Below are 19,077 nucleotides of genomic sequence, written 5' to 3'. Positions count from 1 at the left end.
CGGGCCGGCCGATTTCGTTCGGGCCGCCGCGTCCGACCCCGCGCCATGGACGATCCGGTAATGACCGCCCCCAACGCCGCCCCGAACGCCCCCCTCTCCTCCCCCGCCGCCACCCGCATCGGCCTCGTGGCCATCCTCCTGTGGGCAACCCTGGCGCTCTCCACCGCCTCCACCGGCAAGGTGCCGCCCTTCCTGCTCACGGCGCTGACCTTCGGGGTCGGCGGCGCGGTGGGGCTGATCGCGGCGCTGCGGGGGCCGGGGCTGTCCGTGCTGCGCCAGCGGCCGGCGGCCTGGATCCACGGCATTGGCGGCCTGTTCGGCTACCATTTCTTCTATTTCACGGCGCTCAAGCTCGCCCCGCCGGCGGAAGCCGGGCTCATCGCCTATCTCTGGCCGCTCCTCATCGTGCTCTTCTCCGCCGCCTTGCCGGGCGGAGGCCTGAAGGCCGGGCACATTGCCGGCGCGCTGCTCGGCCTCGTGGGCACGGTGGTGCTGCTGCTGGGCAAAGGCGGGCTGTCCGGCTTCGAGATGCGCTATGCGCCCGGTTATCTCGCCGCGCTCGCCTGCGCCTTCATCTGGTCGCTCTATTCGGTGGCCTCCCGCCGCTTCGGCGATGTGCCCACCGAAGCGGTGGCGGGCTTCTGTCTGGGCACGGCGGTCCTCGCCTTCGCCTGCCACCTTGTCACCGAGCCCGCCATCTGGCCGGCGGGCATGGGCGAATGGGTCGCCGTGCTGGCACTGGGCATCGGGCCGGTGGGGGCGGCCTTCTATGCCTGGGACATCGGGATGAAGCGCGGCGACATCCGCTTTCTCGGCGTCGCCTCCTATGCGGCGCCGGTGCTCTCCACTTTGCTGCTGGTGCTGGCGGGCTTTGCCCCCGCCCATTGGACGCTGGCGCTCGCCTGCGCGCTCATCGTAGGCGGGGCGGCCCTGGCCTCGCGCTCTGGTCGACAAAATGCCTGAGTGCCAACGCGCGCTTGTCAGCGGCGGCGCGAGGTATTAGCACTCGCCGCGCCAATCCCATCCGGGCCCTTTCAACGGCCCGCACCAAGGCGCGACGCAGCTGAGCGAAACGCCGCCACACAGGAACATGCCCATGGCCACGCACAAGCTCCTTCTTCTCCCCGGCGACGGCATCGGCCCGGAGGTCATGGCGCAGGTGAAGCGCGTCATCGCCGCCTTGGAGAGCCTCGGCCTTGCCTCCTTCGCGGTGGAAGAGGACCTGGTGGGCGGCTGCGCCTATGACGCCCATGGCGCCGCCATTTCCGAAGCCGCCATGGACAAGGCCAAGGCCGCCGACGCGGTGCTGCTCGGCGCCGTGGGCGGCCCGAAGTGGGCGAGCGTGCCCTATGAGGCGCGCCCCGAGGCGGGCCTGCTGCGCCTGCGCAAGGACCTGGCTTTGTTCGCCAATCTGCGCCCGGCTCTGTGCTATCCCGCGCTCGCCGATTCCTCTTCGCTGAAGCGCGAAGTGGTCGAGGGCCTCGACATCCTGATCGTGCGCGAGCTGACCGGCGGCGTCTATTTCGGCGAGCCCAAGACCATCACCGACCTCGGCAATGGGCAGAAGCGCGCCATCGACACCCAGGTCTATGACACCTACGAGATCGAGCGCATCGGCCGCGTCGCCTTCGAGCTGGCCCGCACCCGCCGCAACAAGGTGACCTCCTCCGAGAAGCACAATGTGATGCGCTCCGGCGTGCTCTGGAAGGAAGTCATCACCGCCCTGCACGCCCGCGATTATGCGGACGTGGAGCTGGAGCATAACCTCGCCGACTCGCTGGCCATGCAGCTGGTGCGCTGGCCCAAGCAGTTCGACGTGATCGTCACCGACAATCTGTTCGGCGACATCCTCTCCGACATCGCCGCCATGCTCACCGGCTCGCTGGGCATGCTGCCCTCCGCCTCGCTGGGCGCGGTGGACGAGACCACCGGCAAGCGCGCCGCGCTCTATGAGCCCGTTCACGGCTCGGCCCCGGACATTGCCGGCAAGGGCCTCGCCAACCCCATCGCCATGATCGGCTCGCTGGCCATGGCGCTGCGCTATTCCTTCGGCCAGGGCGATGTGGCCGATCGCATCGAGGCAGCCATCGCCCAGGTGCTCGCCGACGGCAAGCGCACCGCCGACATCCGCACCGAAGGCTCCACCGTCATCGGCACGGAAGAGATGGGCTCCGCCATCATCGAGGCGCTGAAGGCCTGAGCCTTCGCCATCCTTTGGAAGACCGCGACGGCCGGGGCACTGCCCCGGCCGTTTGCGTTTTCAGATGCGCGGCACCACCACCAGCCGCTCTACCAGCGTGCCGCCCAGCAGATGGGTGGAAACGATCTCGTCAATGTCCTCCACCGTGCGCGGCCGGTACCAGACGCCCGCCGGATAGACCACCATCAGCGGCCCCGCCTGGCAGAAGCCCAGGCACCCGGTGGCCGCCATGGCGATGTCGCGCTGGCCGGTGGCCTCGATGCGCCGGCCCAGATGCTCCCACAGCACCTTGCCCCCCGCCGCCGCGCAACTGCCGCGCGGATGGCCCTCCGGCCTCTGCTGGAAGCAGGCGAAGACGTGGTGCTTGAAGACTTGCGGGATATCGACAGGCGACAGGGGGGCTTCGGCGGCGGATTGGGTCATGGACGTGCCTCGGGTTCCAATGGACAAGGTTGGAACCTTTCAAAGTCCGTGCCGACAGGGCGTGCCTTGCGCGACCTGGACGAGCCGGCCCAGGCCCCCGCACCGTTTCAGGTGCTCCACCAAGCGGTTAGCCGTGGATGCCCGGGACAAGCCCGGGCATGACGGTGATGGTGGGGCCGATCTTTCCTGCGCCCTCCCACCGTCCCTTCCGCGCCGCATTGGCCGGAAGCCGACAGGCGCGCAACAAAAAGGGCGGGCGCGGCCCAGCCGCACCCGCCCCATTTTTCGCGAAGAGACTGAAGCCTCAGGCCGCCTGGCTGACCGGCGCCTCGGGGGCGAAGGTCAGGTGACCGCCTTCGACGCCCACCTTCACCCGGGCGCCGTCCAGGATCTCGCCGCCGAGGATCTTCTCGGCCAGCGGGTCCTGCACCAGCTTCTGGATCGTCCGCTTCAGCGGGCGGGCGCCATAGGCCGGGTCGTAGCCCTTGTCGGCGAGGAAGGTCCGCGCCTCCGGGGTGAGGTCCAGGACGATCTTGCGATCCTCCAGGAGCTTGGCGAGGCGCTTGAGCTGCACATCCACGATGGCGCCCATCTGCTCGCGCTTCAGCCGGTGGAACATGACGATCTCGTCGATCCGGTTGATGAATTCCGGGCGGAAGTGACGCCGCACGGCCCCCATCACCAGCTCATAGGCCTCGTCGTCCGACACCACCTTCTCGGTCTCGTGGCCGGGCAGGCCGAAGCCCACCGGCTGGCGGGGATCGGCGAGGAACTCGGCGCCCAGATTCGAGGTCATGATGATCAGCACGTTGCGGAAGTCCACCGTGCGTCCCTGGCCGTCGGTCAGGCGCCCGTCATCGAGCACCTGGAGCAGCACGTTGAAGACGTCCGGATGGGCCTTCTCCACCTCGTCGAACAGCACCACCTGATAGGGCCGGCGCCGCACGGCTTCGGTGAGCGCACCGCCCTCGTCATAGCCCACATAGCCGGGAGGGGCGCCGATGAGCCGGCTCACCGAGTGCTTCTCCATGTATTCGGACATGTCGATGCGCACCATGGCGGTCTCGTCGTCGAACAGATATTCGGCGAGCGCCTTGGTCAGCTCGGTCTTGCCGACGCCGGTCGGGCCGAGGAACAGGAACGAGCCGATGGGACGGTTCGGATCCTGCAGGCCCGCCCGCGCGCGCCGCACGGCGGTGGAGACGGCGGTGACCGCCTCGTTCTGGCCGATGACGCGCTTGGCCAGCTCCAGCTCCATCTTGAGCAGCTTCTCGCGCTCGCCCTCCAGCATCTTGTCCACCGGCACGCCGGTCCAGCGCGAGACGACGCCCGCGATGTGATCGGGAGTGACGGCTTCCTGGGCCGTGCCGGAATTGCCGGTGGCCTCGATCTCGGCGAGACGCCGCTCCAGCTCGGGGATGACCGAATAGGTCAATTCGCCCGCCTTCTGGTACTCGCCCTGGCGCTGCGCGATGGTCAGGTCGGCGCGGGCCTGGTCGAGCTTGGCCTTCAGCGTGGTGGCCTCGGAGAGCTTCTCCTTCTCCGCCTTCCAGTTGGAGGTGAGCACGGCCGCGCGCTCCTCCAGCTCCGCCAGCTCCTTTTCGAGCTTCTTCAGGCGGTCCTTGGAGGCGACGTCGGTCTCCTTCTTCAGGGCCTCCTGCTCGATCTTCAGCCGCACGATCTCGCGGTCGAGATTGTCGAGGGCCTCCGGCTTGCTGTCCACCTGCATGCGCAGGCGGGACGCCGCCTCGTCCACCAGGTCGATGGCCTTATCGGGCAGGAAACGGTCGGTGATGTAGCGGTTGGAGAGGGTCGCCGCCGCCACCAGCGCGCTATCGGTGATGCGCACGCCGTGATGCAGCTCATACTTCTCCTTCAGGCCGCGCAGGATGGAGACCGTGTCCTCCACCGTGGGCTCGGAGACGAAGACGGGCTGGAAACGACGGGCCAGAGCCGCGTCCTTCTCCACATGCTTGCGATACTCGTCGAGCGTGGTGGCGCCGACGCAGTGCAGCTCGCCGCGCGCCAAAGCGGGCTTGAGCAGGTTGGACGCATCCATGGCGCCATCGGTCTTGCCGGCGCCCACCAGCGTGTGCATCTCGTCGATGAACAGGATGATGCCGCCCTCGGCCGCCTCGACTTCCGAAAGGATGGACTTCAGCCGCTCCTCGAACTCGCCGCGATACTTCGCGCCGGCGATGAGCGAGCCCATGTCGAGCGCCAGAAGGCTCTTATTCTTCAGGCTCTCCGGCACGTCGCCATCCACGATGCGGCGGGCGAGACCCTCCACGATGGCGGTCTTGCCGACGCCGGGCTCGCCGATGAGCACGGGATTGTTCTTGGTGCGCCGCGCCAGCACCTGGATGGTGCGCCGGATCTCCTCGTCACGGCCGATGACCGGGTCGAGCTTGCCGTCGCGCGCCGCCTGGGTCAGGTCGCGGGCATACTTTTTCAGGGCGTCATAGGCGTTTTCCGCGGTGGGGGTGTCCGCGGTGCGGCCCTTGCGCAGCGCCTCGATGGCGGTGTTGAGATTCTGCGGGGTCACGCCAGCGCGCGCCAAAATCTTGCCCGCCTCGCTCTCCTTCTCGATGGCGAGGGCGAGCAGCAGGCGCTCCACCGTGACATAGCCATCGCCGGCCTTCTTGGCGGCCTGTTCGGCGGCCTCGAACACGCGGGCGAGCGGCTGGCTGAGATAGACCTGCCCCGTGCCGCCCTGCACCTTGGGCAGCTTCTTGAGCGCGGCTTCCACTTCCGCGCGGACCTGGGTGGGGTTGCCACCGGCGCGCTGGATGAGGCCCGAGCACAGGCCTTCGGGGTCGTCGAGCAGCACCTTTAGCAGATGCTCGGGCACGAACTGCTGGTTGCCTTCGCGCACGGCGAGCGACTGGGCCGACTGGACGAAGCCGCGGGCGCGCTCGGTATAGATTTCAAAATTCATTCTGTTCTCCTCCTCGCCGCCAGTCCCGCCTCCATTGAGCACGGGACGACGTTGGGATGCGGCGCCGGTTCCCGGCCGCCGCAGCGAAGGTGCGCCGTGAGGGATCACGTGCGCCGCCGCTGTGGCTCATGTGGGTGTGGCCCCACCGGAGCGGAAGGGGGCCTTTGGCGTGCGTTGCCAATTTTTGCGTCATCGCGTCCGGGCGCTTTGATCCGGATCAGTTTGGCGCCAGCCAGGGCGTGGCAGAAAAGCATGCGTGCCGGGCGGAAGCGGGACCGCAGCCGACGTCCCCCACCCTCGGCGCGGGCCTTTGAGGTCCGCTCGGCACGCCGTTTTTTCCCGATGCCCGCACGGGCCTTCCCCGCCCCAAACTTGCCGCTGAGGCCATCGTCCTCTAAGACGCGCCAACCCTTTTTCGTGCGCGGGCGCGGTATGCCCGCGCGCTTTTCCTGAAGAGTTCTCCCATGGCCAGCGACACCAAACCCAAGGCACGTCTCCCGCGCGGTCTCGTGGACCGCCACGGCGCCGAGCTTTCGGCCACCCGCGCCATGCTGGAGAAGATCCGCGCCGTCTATGAGCTCTATGGCTTCGAGGCGCTGGAGACCCCGGCCATCGAATATACCGACGCGCTCGGCAAGTTCCTGCCCGACCAGGACCGGCCCAATGAGGGCGTGTTCTCGTTCCAGGACGATGACGAGCAGTGGCTTTCGCTGCGCTATGACCTCACCGCGCCGCTGGCGCGCCACGTGGCCGAGCATTTCGAGCGCCTGCCCAAGCCCTATCGCTCCTATCGCTCGGGCTATGTGTTCCGCAACGAGAAGCCCGGCCCCGGCCGCTTCCGCCAGTTCATGCAGTTCGATGCCGACACGGTGGGCGCCCCCTCCGTCGCCGCCGACGCGGAGATCTGCATGATGGCCGCCGACACGCTGGAGGCGGTGGGCATCGCGCGCGGCGACTATGTGATCAAGGTCAACAACCGCAAGGTCCTGGACGGCGTGCTGGAGGCCATCGGCCTCGGCGGGGCGGAGAATGCCGGACGGCGGCTGACCGTGCTGCGGGCCATCGACAAGCTGGACAAGATCGGCATCGACGGCGTGCGCGACCTCCTGGGCAAGGGCCGGCTCGATCCGTCGGGCGACTTCACCAAGGGGGCGGGGCTGGATGACAACGCGATCCACCAGGTTCTGACATTCTGTAGCTCAGTTGCTGGCGTCACCGAAGACGACGGCACTATGCCGGCCTGGGAGAAACTAGACTCTGTAAAGATCGACGGGACAGACAACGTTTACATCACAAACAGAGCCACGATCGAGAAACTGCGTGCCCACTTTGGCGACCACCCACTCTGCGAGGAGGGGATCAACGAACTTGAGTTGATCGCGTCCCTGACGCATGCCTCAGGGTACGGCACCAAACGCATCCTCATCGACCCCTCGGTCGTCCGCGGCCTCGAATATTATACCGGCCCGGTCTATGAGGCCGAACTGACCTTCCAGGTGAAGGACGAGGACGGCCGCCCCGTGCGCTTCGGCTCAGTGGCCGGCGGCGGACGGTATGACGGACTGGTGGCACGCTTCCGGGGCGAGCCGGTGCCGGCCACGGGCTTTTCCATCGGCGTCTCCCGCCTGCTGCACGCCCTCGCGCATCTCGGCAAGCTGGACACCGACGCCGAGGTCGGCCCCGTGGTGGTGCTCGCCATGGACAAGGAGCCCGCCCGCATCGCCGACTATATGAAGATGGTGTCGGACCTGCGCGCCAACGGCATCCGCGCGGAAATGTATCTGGGCGGCGCCGGCATGAAGGCGCAGATGAAATATGCCGACCGGCGCGGCGCCCCGGCGGTGGTCATCCAGGGTTCCAACGAGAAGGAGGCCGGCGAGGTCCAGATCAAGGATCTGGTGGAGGGCGCCAAGATCGCCGCCTCCATCGCCGACAATGCCGAATACCGCGCCGCCCGCCCCGCCCAGTTCGCGGTGAAGGAAAGCGAGCTGGTGGACGCTATTCGTGGCATCCTGGAACGCCGGGCGGCCCCCACCCTCGGCCTCGACGACTGAGAAAGGGCCAGGCGGCCCCCGGCCGCCTCCCCTCATCCCGGCGCCGTGCCCTTCACCTTGGCCTTCTGGCCGAGCGCCACCACGGCGATGACGAGACCCATGAAGAGATAAGTCTCCAAGTCCGGCGCCTCGCCATTGATGGGCCAGGAGAAGACCACGATCAGGAAGGTCTGCATCAGCTGCACCTGCCCGACGCGGGCGATGCCGCCGAGCGCCATCCCCTTGTTCCAGAAGAAGAAGGCGAAGAACTGGCTGACCGCCCCCACATAGATGAGCGCCACCCAGGCTGAGAGGGGCACCGCATCGAAATGGCCATAGGGCGCGGTGAGGAACATGCCGGGCACGGTCACCACCAGCGACACCGCCACCACCCAGCAGATCACCTCCCAGCCGGGCATGTGGCGGGAGAGGCGCCCGGACACCGCATAGCCGAAGGCGCAGATGATGGCGGCCAGCGCCAGCAGGCTGTCGCCCGCCCCGAGGCTCCCCGCCGCGCCATTGCGGAAGGCGAAGGCCATGACCAGCCCGCAGCCCAGCGCGCTGATGGCGAGGAAGGTGAGGGTGGGCCGCTCGCCCGCCACCAGCATGGCGCCGAGCGTCGTCATCAGCGGCAGGATGGCCAGAACCACCCCCGCATGGGAGGACGGCACGGTGAGGCTGCCATAGGCCATGAGCAGCGGAAAGCCGAAGACGAGGCACCCCGCCACCACCACGATGTCCCGCATGCGCGCGCCCCGGGTGTGCGGCCAGCGGGCGCCACGCATCACCAGGATGGCAACGCCCAGCACCCCTGCGAGCGTTGCCCGCGCGAAAGTGAGAAAGGCCGGGTCCAGCCAATGCACCGCATAGCGCGTGGCCGGCACGGTGACGCCGAACAGGCAGACGCCGATGAAACCGAGCAGCAGGCCGAGGGGAACGGAGGAACCGGCGGACGCGGGAGCGACAGACTTGGGTGCGGGCACAGACATGGAACCATCCACCGCCCGGCCTCCCCCCGCACCGAAGCGCGGGATATCCGGCGCAGCGGCGGCTTGCCTGCTCCGGACGTGGGAGCGCGATCGGGCCGCGCTCTCCTGTTTTTCGGTCGCAGCCCGGGGCGGGGCCGGATTCCTCCCGCCCCGCCCCGGACCGGGCGGTGTTCGCGCACAGCGACGCTCAATGACGCCTCTGCGCCTAACATTTTGAAAACGCGTAGGTTTGAGCGAGCCCGCGCCGCACCGAAGCGCGTCAAGGCTCGCACCCGCCTATAGCCACCGTCAGGCAGAAGGGGAAATAAATCCCTGATATGAAAGCCATCAGCGCAGGTGAAGGCGCCCGTCCGCTGGCGTGGCCAGGGACAAGGAAAACCCGGCATTGGCAAGGCCTTGGCGCGGATCATGCCGACAGATGAACAGGCCTTTCGCGCCTTCGCGCGGCCTGTTCACTTGTGGTTTCAGGCTTTTGCAGGGACCCCTTGGAGCATGTCCGAGCGCAGTGGCAACCGGTTCGCGTGGAGGAAATGCGCACCAGAAGGGGTCAATGCGCTTCAGTGTTTCCATGAAACTCTGAAGCGATCTAGGCGGCCGCCACCTCCTCCACATCGGGCACGATGAGGGCGTCGCAGCTTACCCCCTCCAGCACCGAGCGCGCCGTGCTGCCCACCAGGAGGTCGAGCAGCCGGCCCTTGCGGCTGGTGCCCATCACCAGGAGGTCCGCTTCCGTGGTGTGGAGATAATCGGGGATCAGGACAGAGGGATCGCCCCGCTCCACCAGCACCTCGCGGATGCGCGTGGCGCCAAGGCCGCTGGCGGCAAGGAAAGCGTCGAGATCGGCGGCGATGGCCTTGCCATAGGCGTCCCGATACGTGACGGGGTCCACGGCGAGGGCGGAATGGGGGGCGCTATAAGCGTGGAACACCCGCAGCGGCTGGTCCGGGAAAAAGTCCACCGCCCGGTGCAGGGCACGGCGGGAGGCCTCGGACACATCCGTCGCCACCACGATGCGGCGATAGGGCATGCGGGGCCGCTGGCGCACGATCAGCACCGGGACGGTGGCCTCCTTCAGCAGGCGGTCCACCGTGGAGCCCAGAAGCAGCCGCTCCAGGCCGTTGTCGCGGGAGATGGCGGTGACGATGAGATCGGCACCCCGCGCCTTGGCGGTCTCAAGGATCACCTCCACCGGTGCGCCTTCCGCGACCACAATGCTGACCGGCCAGGAGGCATCGAACTGGTCCTGATGCAGGCGGTCGGCGGCGCGCTGGACCGGGTCCGGCCCCCGCCGCCAGGACGGGAGGTCGGCCCCCGCCGCCGCGTGGGAGGCCTGAAGCGCATGGACGGCAAAAAGTTCCGCCCGCCACCCCTCGGCGAGCGCCACCGCGCGGTCGAAGGCCCGGTCGCAGCGGGCGCTCAGATCGGTGGCAAAAAGGAGAGTGTGGGGAACACCGCGGGGCAAATCGGGCGCGGGGCGGTCGGACATGGTGTCTCCATCGGATCCGGAGGGGGAAGCGCACCGTGACGTGCGCGGCGGGCCGGCGCTCCTGTGGACGACAGTCCGCCGGCGAAGCTCCCTTCACCCGGGCCTGCGCCGGCGCCGGCAGTGGCCATCAGGGCGCAAGCCCCAGGCGGCGCAAAATGGCTTTTTCGATCTCCAGCACCCCCATCAGCACCCCTCCCGCGACGAGAATGAGAACGCCATCCGAAAGGCTCACGGGGCGGGTGTCGAACACCGCCTGCAACGGCGGGAGATAGGTGAAGGCGAGCTGCGCCCCGATCACCCCCGCCACCGCCAGCAGCACCGCTGGCGTGCCCAGCGCGCCCTGCCAGGTGAGCGAGCCGGAGCCAAGGTAGCGGACATTGAACAGATAGAAAATCTCGAAGACCACCAAGAGGTTGACCACAAGGGTGCGAGCGGTTTGGAGATCGTCTCCGCGTCCCCGTGCATGGAAGAAGAGGCCCAGCACCCCGGCCGTGAACAGGACCGACACGAAGAGGATGCGCCAGACCATGAAGGGCGAGAGCAGCGGGGCATGGCTCGGGCGCGGGGCGCGGGCCATGACACCGGGCTCGGCGGGCTCGAAGGCCAGCACGAGGCCCAGCGTCACCGAGGTGACGAGGTTGATCCAGAGGATCTGCACCGCGCTCATGGGCATGACGAAGCCCATGAGCAGTGCCGCCACCACCGCAACCACCTCGCCGCCATTGGTGGGCATGGTCCAGGCGATGACCTTGCGGACATTGTCATAGACCGTGCGCCCCTCCTTCACCGCCGCGACGATGGAGGCGAAATTGTCGTCCAGCAGCACCATGTCGGCGGCCTCCTTGGCTGCCTCGGTGCCCTTGTGGCCCATGGCGATGCCCACGTCCGCCTGCTTCAAGGCGGGGGCATCGTTCACCCCGTCGCCGGTCATGGCCACCACCGCCTTGGTGGATTGCAGCGCCCGCACCAGGCGCAGCTTGTGCTCCGGGCTGGTGCGGGCGAAGACGTCCGCCCGCAGCGCCAAAGCGGGCAGGTCCACATCGGACGTGCGGTCGAGATCGGCCCCCGTCATCACCTCCGGATTGTCCGTCAGGCCCAGTTGCCGGGCGATGGCGCCGGCGGTGGCGCCGTGGTCGCCGGTGATCATCTTCACCGCGACGCCGGCCGAGCGGCATTGGGCGATGGCGGCCACCGCCTCCGGGCGCGGCGGATCGATGAAGCTCACCAGGCCGAGAAAGACGAGGCCGTCCTTCAGGTCGTCCGGGCCGAGGGCGCCCATGCCGGTGGAGGGCTTCAGCGCAAAGCCCAGCACCCGCTCCCCCGCCCGCGCCGCCTCGTGGAGGGCAGCGGCCCAGCGTTCATGGTCGAGGGGCGCGGGGCCATCCGGCCGTGCCTCCCGGGTGCACAGGGACAAGAGGCGCTCGGGCGCGCCCTTCACGAAGATCACGGCGCCGCCGTCGGGCGTATCGTGGCGGGTGGCCATGGTGCGATGGCGGGCATCGAAGGGGATCTCGTCCCGGCGTGGCCATTCGGCGCGCAAATGCTCGGCATCGAGCCCCGCCTTGGCGGCGAGCGCCACCAGCGCTCCCTCCATGGGATCGCCGATCACGCCCCAGCCCTCGCCGCGCTCTTCCAGCCGGGCGTCGTTGCACAGGAGGCCGCACCGCACCAGACCCTGCGCCGCCTCCAGCGCCGCCACGTCGTCGGTGCCGTCCTGCGTGGTAAAAAGCCCGACCGGGCCATAGCCCTCCCCCGACACCGCCATGAGATGGCCGGCAGTGACGATGCGTCGGGCGGTCATCTCATTGCGGGTGAGCGTGCCGGTCTTGTCGGAGCAAATGATGGAGGTGGCGCCCAGCGTCTCCACCGCCGGCAATTGACGCACCACCGCCTTGCGGCGCGCCATGCGCTTCACGCCGATGGCCAGCGTGATGGTGATGACCGCCGGCAGACCCTCGGGGATCGCCCCAACGGCCAGCGCCACCACCGCCATGAGCGCCTCGTCCCAGCCATAGCCCCGCCAGAGTGTGGCGAGCGCGAACAGCGCCAGTGCAGCGACCAGGGCAACCAGCGTGAACTGGCGGCCGAAGCGGTCGATCTGCCGCAGGAGCGGCGTGGTGTTTGGCGCCACCTCGGCGATCAACGTGCTGATCTGGCCGATCTGCGTCGCCGTGCCGGTGGCGACCGCGACGCCCATGCCGGTGCCCGTCGCCACCAAGGTGCCGGAAAAGGCCATGGAGCTGCGCTCCGCCAGGGGCGCGGAGGGCGCCACGCGGCCCACATGCTTTTCCGCCGCCACCGCCTCGCCGGTGAGCATGGATTCGTCGATGCGCAAGGCATGGGCGCGGACCAGCCGCAGGTCCGCCGGCACCCGGTCGCCCGCCTCCAGCAGCACCACGTCGCCGGGCACAAGGTCCGCCACTGCGATGGTCGCGCGCGTGCCCGCCCGCAGCACTACGGCACGGGGCGAGATGAGGGTGCGGATGGCATCCAGCGCCCGCTCCGCCCGCCCTTCCTGGATGAAGCCGATGACCGCATTCGCAGTCACCACCGCCAGAATGACGGCCGCATCCACCCCATGGCCCAGCACGGCGGCGGCCACGGCCGAGGCGAGCAGGAAATAGATCAGCGCATTGTTGAACTGGGAGAGAAAGCGCCGCAACGGCCCCCGGCGGCGGGGGGCCGGCAGACGGTTCGGCCCGGAGCGGGCGAGGCGCGCCGCCGCTTCCGCCGCTGACAGGCCTTCCGGGCCACTGCCAAGCCGGGACAAGGCCTCCCCATGGGCCATGTCATGCCATGTGGCGGGACCGGCGGAGGGGGACACCGCGCGGCTGTCGGGCAGGGGAGACGCGGCACCTGAAGAGGGATCAAGCGCGAAAGCCTGCTTTGGTTCCAAGGCGCTTCCTCTTTTGGTGAAGGACGTGACCGTTCTGCAACAGGAGACAGAAGTCCAATGGCTTACAGCCTTCCCCAAGGTAATGGATCACGGCCACCTTGCCTTGATCCGGCTCAAGCGACCGGCAACGCTTCCGCCAACCCCTTGTCTGACGGCTTTCTTTCGCCCCAAGCGGGTTCTAGATTGAGACATCTGAAGCAACCGGCCGCAAGTGCTGGGGCGAACAAGCTGTGCGATGGCGAAATGCCGTCGCTCGCATGGAGTTGTCGATGACGCAGTCGCCGCGGCCCGGCCACGAGGTCGATCCCAAGCTGTTGGAAATCCTGGTCTGCCCGCTCACCAAGACGCCGCTGACCTATGACCGGGCACGCCAGGAATTGGTGTCCCGCGCCGCCAAGCTCGCCTTTCCCATCCGCGACGGCATCCCGATCATGCTGGCGGACGAGGCGCGCCGCCTGGACGAGAGCGAGCTGAACGGCTGACCCTCTGATGCTCCACCGCCGCGCCCTCCTCGCCGCAGCCGCGGGCGGGCTGCTGCTTACCGCCTCCCGCCGGCTTGATGCCGCGCCCGCCTTCGCGGTGGTGGAAGAACCCTGGCGAGCCGGCGGCCTGTCAGGCACCTTGTCCTACGCCCATAATGGGCCGCGCACGTCCCCGGCCGTTCTGTTGATCGCCGGGTCCGGCCCCACGGACCGCAACGGCAACGGCCCCGGCCTTGCCACCAACCTCTATCGCCAGATCGCCCAGGGCCTGGCGGGCGCCGGCTACCGGGTACTGCGCTATGACAAGCGGGGCGTCGGGGAAAGCCGGGCGCTGGTGCAGCGGGAAGAAGACCTGCGCTTCGACCAATATGTGGATGACGCGGCCTTTGCCCTCACGGCGCTGGCCGCCCGCCCCGACGTGGACGGGCTCCTCGTCATGGGCCACAGCGAGGGATCGAGCGTCGCCATCCGCGCGGCGGGCCGCGTGCCGGTGGACGGGCTCGTCCTGCTGGCGGGGCCGGGCCGGCGGCTCGATGCCGTGCTCCAGGAACAGTTCGAGGCCATGAACCTGCCGGACGCGGTGCTGGCGCGGGCGCTCGCCATCCTGCGCACGGTGGCGGCGGGCGGGCGCGTGGACAATGTGCCGCCCGCCCTCAACATGGCGTTTCGCCCGTCCGTGCAGGGCTTCCTCGCCTCCGAATGCGCCATGGACCCGGCGGCGGAAATTGTCCGCGTGCGAGCCCCCACCCTTCTCGTGCAGGGTCTGCGCGACCTCCAGGTGGGGCCGGCGGATCTGTCCGCCTTGCGCCGCAGCCGGCCCGATGCGGACGTGGTGACGCTCGCCGAGGCCAACCACATGTTCAAGGCGGCGCCACCCGAGCGCGCGGGCAACTTTGCCCTTTATCGCGACGCCTCGGCGCCTCTCCATCCCGGCCTGCTGCCGGCCCTGGTGCGCTTCATCGCCGCCACTGTATAGCCCTCACGCCTCCAGCGTGACGGCATCCCCCGGCGCGATGCGCCCGCCCGTGAGCACCTTGGCATAAACGCCGCAATCGGTGTGGCCATAGGCCGTGTGGAGGCCCTTCACCACATTGAGGTCGCGCTCGGCGGTATCGGGATTGACCGAGGTGGCGGCGCAGCGCTCGGTGCGCTTCAACACTTTCAGCCGCACGGGGCCGATGGCCAGCGTCCGCCCCACCAGATCCAGCTCCGCGCCGGGCGCCCAGCCGTCCAAATGCAGGTTCATGCGGAAGCGGATGGGATCAACCGGCGCGCCCATGCGCGCCTCCAAATCCCGCACGCTGGCCAGATTGACCAGCGAGACGAAGCCGGACCGCAGGCTATCGGTGAAGCGATGCCCCTCGGGCGCGGTCAGCACCTTCAGGGGTCCGCGCGCCGCCTCGCCCATGAAGGCGGTGAGGAAGGTCTCCACAGTGGCGCGCCCCTCGGCCGTGCGCAGATCGCCCGTCACGACGCCGTCCGGGCCGTTCAGGCTGAAGACGTGACTGTCCGGATCGAGATGCGTCTTCAAGGCGGCGATGCGAGCATTGCGCATCAGCACCAGGAACGAGGTCTTGTCCTTGTAGGCGGGGGCGTCCGGATCAAACCCGCTCGGCCCGTTCTCCACCGCATAGAGACGGTCGCCGGGAAAGAAGCGGCCGGCCTCCAGTTCAACATCCGCCAGGGTCTCGGCGGAAAAGCCCTTTACCGGATAGCGATGGATGGAGACGAGGCTGGCGGGGGACATGGCGGCTCCTGCGACGATCCTCTCCGGTCGCACGGGGGCCGGGAAGGGTCAAGGCTCCTGCCTATTAGAGAAAATTATCCTAGACCATATTCCTATTTCCAGACACCTCTGTTATGGTTGTCTCACCTGGCACCAAGGAGGGGCGCGTCCGGAGCGGCCTGACGGGTGGTGCCGGGGGCGGGTGTCCGACGGGACGGGGCTTAACGCACCTCGCGCCCGTTAGCAGAGGAGGCTGAAGGCCCAGGCGCACCGATCCGGCAGTGGTTCGGCCGGTGCTGATGGGAGAACCTGTCGCCCACGCGGCGCGGGGCCGAGGCCAGAAATCCCCGCGCGGGAGCGGACGGAGCCCGGCTCCGACGTCTAACCCATTTATCCCTGGCGCGCCGCCGCGCGCCGGCCGCTCCCGCATCCCTCCACCTCGCCATCGGCGTCATGAAATCCATCATGTTGCCCTGACCGGTTGAACCCACCGCGGCTTTTTTTAGATGTCGCGCTCCATCCGCAACCGCTCGTTCTCCCGCCTGAGCCGGGCGTTCTCCGCAGCAAGGTCGGCCGGCGACGGGACCGCCGCCTGCGGGATCGGGCGCCGCGCCGGCCCCCTCGCCTGGGGTGCGAAATCTCTCACCCACCGCCGCAGCACCGTCTCGTACAGCCCCAGCTCCTGTGCCACCTGAACGGTGGAAAGGCCGCTGGAGGTCACCCGGTCAACGGCCTCCCGCTTGAATGCCTCTGGAAAAACCCGACGCCGTGGGCCCATCGAACACTCCTGTGAAGCTCGCAAAAGCTAACATGGGGGTCCACAAAACCGAGGGAGGATCACTCGCATCTGCTTGATGCGGTTTGAAGAAGCGCTCGATCTGGCTCCTCTGGCGATAGAGCCATGGGCTGAAGGCGACGGTCCGACGCGCCTCGCCCGCCACCTGGGCATGCTGAATGGTCCAGGGTGACGCCCAGAACCCACACCCTGCTGGTCAAGCAGCTCCAGGGCACTTCCATCAAGCCCATAGCCAATCCCCAGCCGGATGACGACGACTGCCCGCGCCTAATGTGAGAATGTCGCGAGCATGGAAAGAGGATGAAGGGGTTGCCCACGGGTGGCCCTTTCGCGTTTCGCCCCTGTTCGCCCATGTACAGGGCCAACCAGACGCACGCGGTGGGCTAGCGACGGGGCTGGGTGACCGGGTCGCTCATTTGTCTATAAAGAAATCAATAATTTAGAAAGGGCAAATGGCGGAGACGGAGGGATTCGAACCCTCGAGACCCTTTTAGGGGTCTGCTCATTTAGCAAACGAGTGCCTTCAGCCTCTCGGCCACGTCTCCTTAGCGCCTCCTATGCCGAAGGCGGGCGCGATTGGCAAGGAGGGGGGAGCGCATTCCCCCGGAAATCAGGTGCCGGCGTAGGATTTTTCCTCGACGATGGCCGAACCGACCAGCAGGTTGATCTCCTTTTTCAGCGCCGCCCGCCGGTCATTGGTCTGGTAGACGGCACGCGCCAGCGCAATGAAGCGGTCGTCGAAGCGCTGCTCCACTTCCAGGAGGCGAAGCTCGTCCTCCACCTCCCACAGCGTCTCGTTCACGGTCCGCAGATCGGCGGTGAGGACATCAAGGCCGTCCAGGCGGTGGTGGATGCGCAGGGCGTTCAGTTCGGCAAGCTCGCGCTCCACATTGGCAAGCTTCGAGCCTTCGGAAATGCGTTCCGCCTTGATCTGCAGGATGGTGATCTTGTCGATCAGCTCACCGGCCGAAATGGGTGCTCGGATTTCCAGCGTCGCGGGGGACGCGCCCGGCAAAGCGCTCATGCGGCGCCTCCCTCCAGTTTGGTGCCGCGGGCGGCGATGCGGGCGCGGACCAGGTCCGCGATACGGGCGAAGACATCGTCCCAATCGCCCGGCGTCCTCTGACGCACCAGTTCAAGAGAGGGGTAGAAGATGCTCTGGGCTCCCGCCCTCCCCCAGCGCCAGTCGGGCACAGCCCGGAGCGCCACCAGTGTGGGAACGGCAAGCGCGCCGGCCAGATGGGCCATAGACGTGTCGGTCGTCACCACCAGGTCGAGATTCTGAAGCAGGGCCGCCGTGTCGAGGAAGGCGCCGTCGGCGTCGAAATCCTCGTCCAGCTTGAGAACCTTGCCCCGGAACTCCACCTGGTCGAGCTGCTCAGAGCCGGCGCCGCGCTGAATGGTCACCAGCCGGACACCGTCGATCTGCGCCAAAGGCGCGAACTTGGCCAAGGGGGCCGAGCGGCCGATGTCGAGCACCCGGCGCGTGGAGCCTTGCCAGGTGATTCCCACCAGGAAGTCCCCCTCCTCCCGAACGTGCCGCCATTGGCCGATGCGCTCAGGGTCAGCGGTCAGATAGGGCGCGGCCGGCCAAGTGGCGGGATCGCGGGCCAGCAGGCGCGGCAGGCTACCGAGCGGCACCCAGCGCAGGCCAGGGGCGCCAAGGTCGAGATCATCCAGATCCGCGCTCACCTCGATGCGAGGATCGAGCGTGCGGAACAGGGGCACCAGCGGCGCGCGGGTGAGGAAACGTACAGTGACGCCCCGGTCCGCGAGCAGGGGAATGAGGCGAGCGAACTGGATGGCGTCGCCATAGCCCTGCTCCACGAGCACCACCAGGCGCTCCGGCGTCTCCTTGCCGTCCCAGCGCGTGAAGGGCAGCGGCGCATAGGTGGGCGGGAGGATGGAGCCGCGGGCCTCGTAGCCGATCCAGCCCTTCTCCCAGCGGCCACGGGCGAGGTCGTCCTGCCCCAGTTGCAGGCGCACGTCTGCCTCTTCCGGTGCGAGGCGGGCGGCCTTGTCGAGCGCGGCGCGGCCTTCCTCGGCCCGGTTCATGTCCTGGAGGATGATCGCACGGGCGACCAGCGCGCGGGCGTGGCGCGGTTCAAGGGCAAGGAGCGCGTCAATGTCGGCGAGCGCCTCCGCCGGCTGATCCAGGGCGCGCAGAACCTCCGCCCGCTCGTAAAGGGCGCCCACGAATCGCGGCGCCAGCTTGATCGCGGCGTCGGCATGGCCCCTGGCTTCGGCGAAGACCTCCTGGTAGCGCAAGACCTGGACCAGCGGCACGCGCAGGTCCGCCCGCTCGGGGGCGGCGGCCACGGCCTGCTCATGTGCCGCGCGGGCGCCGTCAATGTCGCCTGCGGCAAGCCGCGCCTGGCCCAGCAAAGACCAGGCATCCGGATCCTTGGGCGCGATCTCGATGGCTTTCTGCACGGCGGCAATGGCGTCGGCGATCCCGGCCTCGCCCCCTTCCAGCAGCAGGGCGGCCTTGTTCACATGGTGCATGGCGGCCCAGGGCTGGAGGCCGATCAGCTTGTCGAGATCGCCCAGCGCCTCGTCGCGCCGCTTCAGCCGCGCCAGAGCCACCGCGCGGTTGACCAGTGCCTCCACGCCAAGCGGATCGATCTCCAATGCCTTGTCGTAGCGGGCCACCGCCTCCTTGAATCGACCGGTGGCCGCCAGTGCGTTGCCTGCCTGAAACTGCGCCTCGCCGAGGCGTGGCGCGATGCGGATGGCACGTTCGAAGGCGGAAATGGCCTTGTCTGCCTGCCCGGCCGTCATCAATCCCACGCCCAGCAACAGATGGGCATGGGGATCGTTGGGCATGAGTGTGCTGACAGTGCGTGCACTCTGCACCGCTTCCTTCGCCCGCCCGCTCTGCAGCAGGGCCATGGCCAGCATCCGGTGCGGATCGGGCCAGGAGGGCTGAAGGCGCGCGGCCTGCCGAAAGCCTTCAATGGCCGCGTCCACCTGCCCGGAACGGTGAAGGGAGGCCGCCTGGGCCAGGACGAGACGCGGGTCGGGCTGCATCGGGACACACTCTCCGGAAAAGTCTCAAGCCGCAGCGGCCCCTCCTTCTTGAGGGCGCCGGCGCGGCCGGATCAAGGC

General features: G+C 68.3%; 13 protein-coding genes, 1 tRNA gene and 1 pseudogene. 5 read left to right on the top strand and 10 right to left on the bottom strand.

From position 1 onward, the window contains the following. The first annotated feature begins 60 nt into the window (after positions 1 to 60). Positions 61 to 963 (top strand): aromatic amino acid exporter YddG, encoded by a 903-nt coding sequence (gene yddG, locus J5J86_RS13390; RefSeq protein ID WP_209098731.1) that lies wholly within the window; start codon positions 61 to 63, stop codon positions 961 to 963. Positions 964 to 1,096: 133 nt separating this feature from the next. Beyond that, entirely contained in the window at positions 1,097 to 2,200 is a 1,104-nt protein-coding gene (gene leuB / locus J5J86_RS13385; protein ID WP_209098729.1) for a 3-isopropylmalate dehydrogenase, read from the top strand. Between the two features lie 60 nt (positions 2,201 to 2,260). Here leuB and J5J86_RS13380 read toward each other — a convergent pair whose 3' ends face one another. Both J5J86_RS13380 and clpB read right to left on the bottom strand, forming a co-directional pair. Continuing rightward, positions 2,261 to 2,623: a (2Fe-2S) ferredoxin domain-containing protein gene (locus J5J86_RS13380; protein ID WP_209098727.1), complete on the bottom strand. Its 363-nt coding sequence runs from the start codon at positions 2,621 to 2,623 to the stop codon at positions 2,261 to 2,263. 304 nt (positions 2,624 to 2,927) lie between these two features. Then, on the bottom strand, positions 2,928 to 5,561 hold the full coding sequence (gene clpB, locus J5J86_RS13375; RefSeq protein WP_209098725.1) for an ATP-dependent chaperone ClpB: 2,634 nt from the start codon (positions 5,559 to 5,561) through the stop codon (positions 2,928 to 2,930). Positions 5,562 to 6,025: 464 nt separating this feature from the next. Here clpB and hisS point away from each other — a divergent pair, with 464 nt between their 5' ends. Further along, positions 6,026 to 7,615 carry a histidine--tRNA ligase gene (gene hisS, locus J5J86_RS13370; protein WP_209098723.1) on the top strand — a complete coding sequence of 530 codons (1,590 nt, stop codon included), beginning with the start codon at positions 6,026 to 6,028 and terminating at the stop codon, positions 7,613 to 7,615. A gap of 32 nt (positions 7,616 to 7,647) precedes the next feature. Here hisS and J5J86_RS13365 read toward each other — a convergent pair whose 3' ends face one another. The 3 genes from J5J86_RS13365 to J5J86_RS13355 all read right to left on the bottom strand — a co-directional run bounded on the left by J5J86_RS13365 (position 7,648) and on the right by J5J86_RS13355 (position 12,857). Further along, positions 7,648 to 8,583 carry a DMT family transporter gene (locus tag J5J86_RS13365; protein ID WP_209098721.1) on the bottom strand — a complete coding sequence of 312 codons (936 nt, stop codon included), beginning with the start codon at positions 8,581 to 8,583 and terminating at the stop codon, positions 7,648 to 7,650. 586 nt (positions 8,584 to 9,169) lie between these two features. Beyond that, positions 9,170 to 10,069 (bottom strand): universal stress protein, encoded by a 900-nt coding sequence (locus tag J5J86_RS13360; RefSeq protein WP_209098719.1) that lies wholly within the window; start codon positions 10,067 to 10,069, stop codon positions 9,170 to 9,172. A 127-nt stretch (positions 10,070 to 10,196) separates the two neighbouring features. Then, positions 10,197 to 12,857, bottom strand: a complete 2,661-nt coding sequence (locus tag J5J86_RS13355; RefSeq protein WP_209105388.1) for an HAD-IC family P-type ATPase — start codon at positions 12,855 to 12,857, stop codon at positions 10,197 to 10,199. Between the two features lie 377 nt (positions 12,858 to 13,234). On the opposite strand from J5J86_RS13355, the gene J5J86_RS13350 reads away from it, so the two are divergent. Both J5J86_RS13350 and J5J86_RS13345 read left to right on the top strand, forming a co-directional pair. Further along, positions 13,235 to 13,447, top strand: a complete 213-nt coding sequence (locus J5J86_RS13350) for a Trm112 family protein (RefSeq protein ID WP_209098717.1) — start codon at positions 13,235 to 13,237, stop codon at positions 13,445 to 13,447. 7 nt (positions 13,448 to 13,454) lie between these two features. Beyond that, positions 13,455 to 14,423 carry an alpha/beta hydrolase gene (locus J5J86_RS13345; protein ID WP_209098715.1) on the top strand — a complete coding sequence of 323 codons (969 nt, stop codon included), beginning with the start codon at positions 13,455 to 13,457 and terminating at the stop codon, positions 14,421 to 14,423. Between the two features lie 3 nt (positions 14,424 to 14,426). On the opposite strand, the gene J5J86_RS13340 is transcribed toward J5J86_RS13345, so the two are convergent. The 5 genes and pseudogenes from J5J86_RS13340 to J5J86_RS13320 form a co-directional block, all read right to left on the bottom strand. Then, positions 14,427 to 15,194: an MOSC domain-containing protein gene (locus J5J86_RS13340; protein WP_209098713.1), complete on the bottom strand. Its 768-nt coding sequence runs from the start codon at positions 15,192 to 15,194 to the stop codon at positions 14,427 to 14,429. A gap of 484 nt (positions 15,195 to 15,678) precedes the next feature. Then, a pseudogene (locus J5J86_RS13335) lies at positions 15,679 to 15,951 on the bottom strand (transposase); the annotation flags it as partial. Between the two features lie 471 nt (positions 15,952 to 16,422). Further along, positions 16,423 to 16,514: transfer RNA gene (locus tag J5J86_RS13330), tRNA-Ser, on the bottom strand. 65 nt (positions 16,515 to 16,579) lie between these two features. Then, positions 16,580 to 16,993 (bottom strand): DUF6165 family protein, encoded by a 414-nt coding sequence (locus tag J5J86_RS13325; RefSeq protein WP_209098711.1) that lies wholly within the window; start codon positions 16,991 to 16,993, stop codon positions 16,580 to 16,582. Continuing rightward, positions 16,990 to 18,999, bottom strand: coding sequence for a tetratricopeptide repeat protein (locus tag J5J86_RS13320; protein WP_209098709.1), 2,010 nt, complete (start codon positions 18,997 to 18,999; stop codon positions 16,990 to 16,992). Before J5J86_RS13320 ends, J5J86_RS13325 begins: the two co-directional genes overlap by 4 nt. Between the last annotated feature and the right edge of the window lie 78 nt (positions 19,000 to 19,077).

The organism is Aquabacter sp. L1I39 (assembly GCF_017742835.1).
Classification (GTDB): domain Bacteria; phylum Pseudomonadota; class Alphaproteobacteria; order Rhizobiales; family Xanthobacteraceae; genus L1I39.
This window is presented reverse-complemented; position numbering and strand designations above follow the sequence as displayed.

Excerpts from the sequence above, each read along its gene's own strand:
- J5J86_RS13360 (WP_209098719.1), bottom strand. The coding sequence starts at position 10,069 with ATGTCCGACCGCCCCGCGCCCGATTTGCCCCGCGGTGTTCCCCACACT.
- yddG (WP_209098731.1), top strand. The coding sequence starts at position 61 with ATGACCGCCCCCAACGCCGCCCCGAACGCCCCCCTCTCCTCCCCCGCC.
- J5J86_RS13355 (WP_209105388.1), bottom strand. The coding sequence starts at position 12,857 with ATGGCCCATGGGGAGGCCTTGTCCCGGCTTGGCAGTGGCCCGGAAGGC.
- J5J86_RS13350 (WP_209098717.1), top strand. The coding sequence starts at position 13,235 with ATGACGCAGTCGCCGCGGCCCGGCCACGAGGTCGATCCCAAGCTGTTG.
- J5J86_RS13365 (WP_209098721.1), bottom strand. The coding sequence starts at position 8,583 with ATGTCTGTGCCCGCACCCAAGTCTGTCGCTCCCGCGTCCGCCGGTTCC.
- hisS (WP_209098723.1), top strand. The coding sequence starts at position 6,026 with ATGGCCAGCGACACCAAACCCAAGGCACGTCTCCCGCGCGGTCTCGTG.
- J5J86_RS13380 (WP_209098727.1), bottom strand. The coding sequence starts at position 2,623 with ATGACCCAATCCGCCGCCGAAGCCCCCCTGTCGCCTGTCGATATCCCG.
- J5J86_RS13345 (WP_209098715.1), top strand. The coding sequence starts at position 13,455 with ATGCTCCACCGCCGCGCCCTCCTCGCCGCAGCCGCGGGCGGGCTGCTG.
- clpB (WP_209098725.1), bottom strand. The coding sequence starts at position 5,561 with ATGAATTTTGAAATCTATACCGAGCGCGCCCGCGGCTTCGTCCAGTCG.
- J5J86_RS13320 (WP_209098709.1), bottom strand. The coding sequence starts at position 18,999 with ATGCAGCCCGACCCGCGTCTCGTCCTGGCCCAGGCGGCCTCCCTTCAC.
- leuB (WP_209098729.1), top strand. The coding sequence starts at position 1,097 with ATGGCCACGCACAAGCTCCTTCTTCTCCCCGGCGACGGCATCGGCCCG.
- J5J86_RS13340 (WP_209098713.1), bottom strand. The coding sequence starts at position 15,194 with ATGTCCCCCGCCAGCCTCGTCTCCATCCATCGCTATCCGGTAAAGGGC.
- J5J86_RS13325 (WP_209098711.1), bottom strand. The coding sequence starts at position 16,993 with ATGAGCGCTTTGCCGGGCGCGTCCCCCGCGACGCTGGAAATCCGAGCA.